Origin of the sequence: Mesorhizobium sp. M7A.F.Ca.CA.004.06.1.1 (genome assembly GCF_003999135.1) — a bacterium.
GTDB lineage: Bacteria > Pseudomonadota > Alphaproteobacteria > Rhizobiales > Rhizobiaceae > Mesorhizobium.
Map to the genome: position 1 here is coordinate 1 of NZ_RZPQ01000830.1, position 2,479 is coordinate 2,479.

The 2,479-nt window shown below is 61.1% G+C and carries 1 protein-coding gene and 2 pseudogenes; all 3 read right to left on the reverse strand.

Annotated elements, in window-relative coordinates; translation table 11 throughout:
* A pseudogene (locus tag EN906_RS30775) lies at positions 1–561 on the reverse strand (sugar ABC transporter permease); the annotation flags it as partial.
* Positions 558–2,090, reverse strand: a complete 1,533-nt coding sequence (gene mmsA / locus EN906_RS30780) for a multiple monosaccharide ABC transporter ATP-binding protein (RefSeq protein WP_127266708.1) — start codon at positions 2,088–2,090, stop codon at positions 558–560. The gene mmsA and the pseudogene EN906_RS30775, both read right to left, overlap by 4 nt.
* Positions 2,091–2,211: 121 nt before the next feature.
* Positions 2,212–2,479 (reverse strand): annotated as a pseudogene (locus tag EN906_RS30785) (sugar ABC transporter substrate-binding protein); the annotation flags it as partial.

The window sequence follows — 2,479 nt, forward strand, 5'->3', positions numbered from 1 at the left end:
ATCCGGGATGAAGCCGGAGCTGAGCGCCTTGAAGCCATCGGGTAGCGGCCCCACCGAGGATCCGCCGCCCAGCAGGGCCTGGCAGATGCCGCGGAAGATCAGCATGCCGGCCAGCGTGACGATGAAGCTCGGTATTCGGTGATAGGCGATCCAATAGCCTTGCGCCGCACCGATCGCGCCGCCCACGATCAGGCAGATGATCGAAACCACCAGCGGGTTGCTGAACGGACCAAGCGGCCAGATGACCATCATCATCGCCGCCAAGGCGCCGATGAAGCCAGCGACCGAGCCAACGCTTAGATCGATATGGCCGGAGACGATCACCAGCAGCATGCCCAGCGCCATCACGATGATGAACGAGTTCTGCTGCACCAGGTTGCTCAGGTTCACCGGCTTGAACAGCGTTCCGTTCGTGGTGAACTGGAAGAACACCATGATGGCGATCAGCGCCAGGATCAGGCCGTATTCGCGCAGGTTCGTCGTCAGCGCCGAGACGGCAATGCGTGGGCGCTGCTCTTCGGCGACGTTGCCCTGCGGGGCGGGGGCGCTTTCGGTGCTCATGCTGCTTTTCCTTCTCCACGAACGATGGCGCGCATTATTTTTTCCTGGCTTGCTTCCGCGGCGGGCATTTCGCCCACGATGCGCCCTTCGTTCATGACGTAGATGCGGTCGGTGATGCCAAGCAATTCCGGCATTTCCGACGAGATGACGACGATCGCCTTACCCTCAGCCGCGAGACGGGCGATGATCGTATAGATTTCGTACTTGGCGCCGACATCGATGCCGCGCGTCGGCTCGTCGAGGATCAGCACGTCCGGGTCGGCGAACAGCCATTTCGACAACACCACTTTCTGCTGGTTGCCGCCGGAGAGATTGCCGGTCATCTGATAGACGCTGGAAGCGCGGATATTGGTCTTCTTGCGATAGTCGTTGGCAACGGCGAGCTCGCGCATGTCGTCGATCACGCTGTGGCGCGAGACGCCGCCAAGATTGGCCAGCGTGATGTTGTGCTTGATATGGTCGATGAGGTTGAGACCGTAGGTCTTGCGGTCCTCTGTGACGTAGGCGATGCCGTGTTGGACCGCCTTGCTCACCGAGGAAACGTCGACCGGCTTGCCCTTGAGCAGCACCTCGCCGGAGATGCGGCGGCCGTAGGAGCGGCCGAACAGGCTCATGGCGAATTCGGTGCGGCCAGCGCCCATCAGCCCGGCAATGCCCACCACTTCGCCCTTGCGCACGTTGATGTCGATGCCCTTGATCACCTGCCGCTCGGCATGGATCGGGTGATAGACCGACCAGTTCTTCACTTCGAACACGACCTCGCCGATGTCAGGCTCGCGCGGCGGATAGCGGTCGTCGAGTGAGCGGCCGACCATCGAAGTGATGATGCGGTCTTCAGAGATGTCCTTCTTGGCCAGCGTCTCGATGGTGCGCCCGTCACGGATCACCGTCACCTTGTCTGCGACCCGGTTCACCTCGTTGAGCTTGTGCGAGATCAGGATCGAGGTCATGCCCTGCCGCTTGAATTCGAGCAGAAGGTCGAGCAGCGCCTGGCTGTCCTTTTCGCTGAGCGACGCCGTCGGCTCGTCGAGGATCAGGAGCTTGACTTCCTTGCTCAACGCCTTGGCGATCTCGACCAGCTGCTGCTTGCCGACGCCGATATTGGTGATCAGCGTCTTGGGGTCCTCCTTGAGGCCCACCTTCTTCAACAGGGCGCTGGTGCGCGCCTCGTTGGAATTCCAGTCGATGATGCCGTATCTGGCGTGCTCGTTGCCGAGGAAGATGTTTTCGGCGATCGACAGCATCGGCACCAGCGCAAGTTCCTGGTGGATGATGACGATGCCCTTGCGCTCGCTGTCATGGATGCCTTTGAACTGGCATTCCCCGCCGTTAAAGATGATCTGGCCGTCATAGGTTCCTGAGGGATAGACGCCCGACAGCACCTTCATCAGCGTCGACTTGCCGGCGCCGTTCTCGCCGACCACGGCATGAATCTCGCCTTCCTCGACGCTGAGGTTGACGTTCGACAGCGCCTTCACGCCGGGGAACGTCTTGGTGATGTCGCGCATCTCCAAAATCGTCGAGGCCATGGGACAACCGCTCCTTGAGAGGTCGGCAAACATTGCCGGCGAGGTCGGCGACAATACCGGGCTCGCTGGTGAACGAAAAGGGGCCCTGCGTTGCGCAGGACCCCTGACTTTGGAACCGGGGTTACTTCAGTTCGTCGGCCTTGATGTAGCCGGAGTCGACGACCAGTGCCTGGTAGTTCGACTTGTCGACCTCATGCGGCGTCAACAGGATCGAGGGAACGACCTTGACGTCGTTGTTGTAGGTCTTTTCATCGAGGCCGTCCGGCTTGCCGCCCGAGAGCACCTTGTCGACGAGTTCGACGGTGGCCTTGGCCAGTTCGCGGGTGTCCTTGAACACGGGCGAGCAGTACTCGACCGTGTTCAAGGACACCCGCGAACTGGCCAAGGCC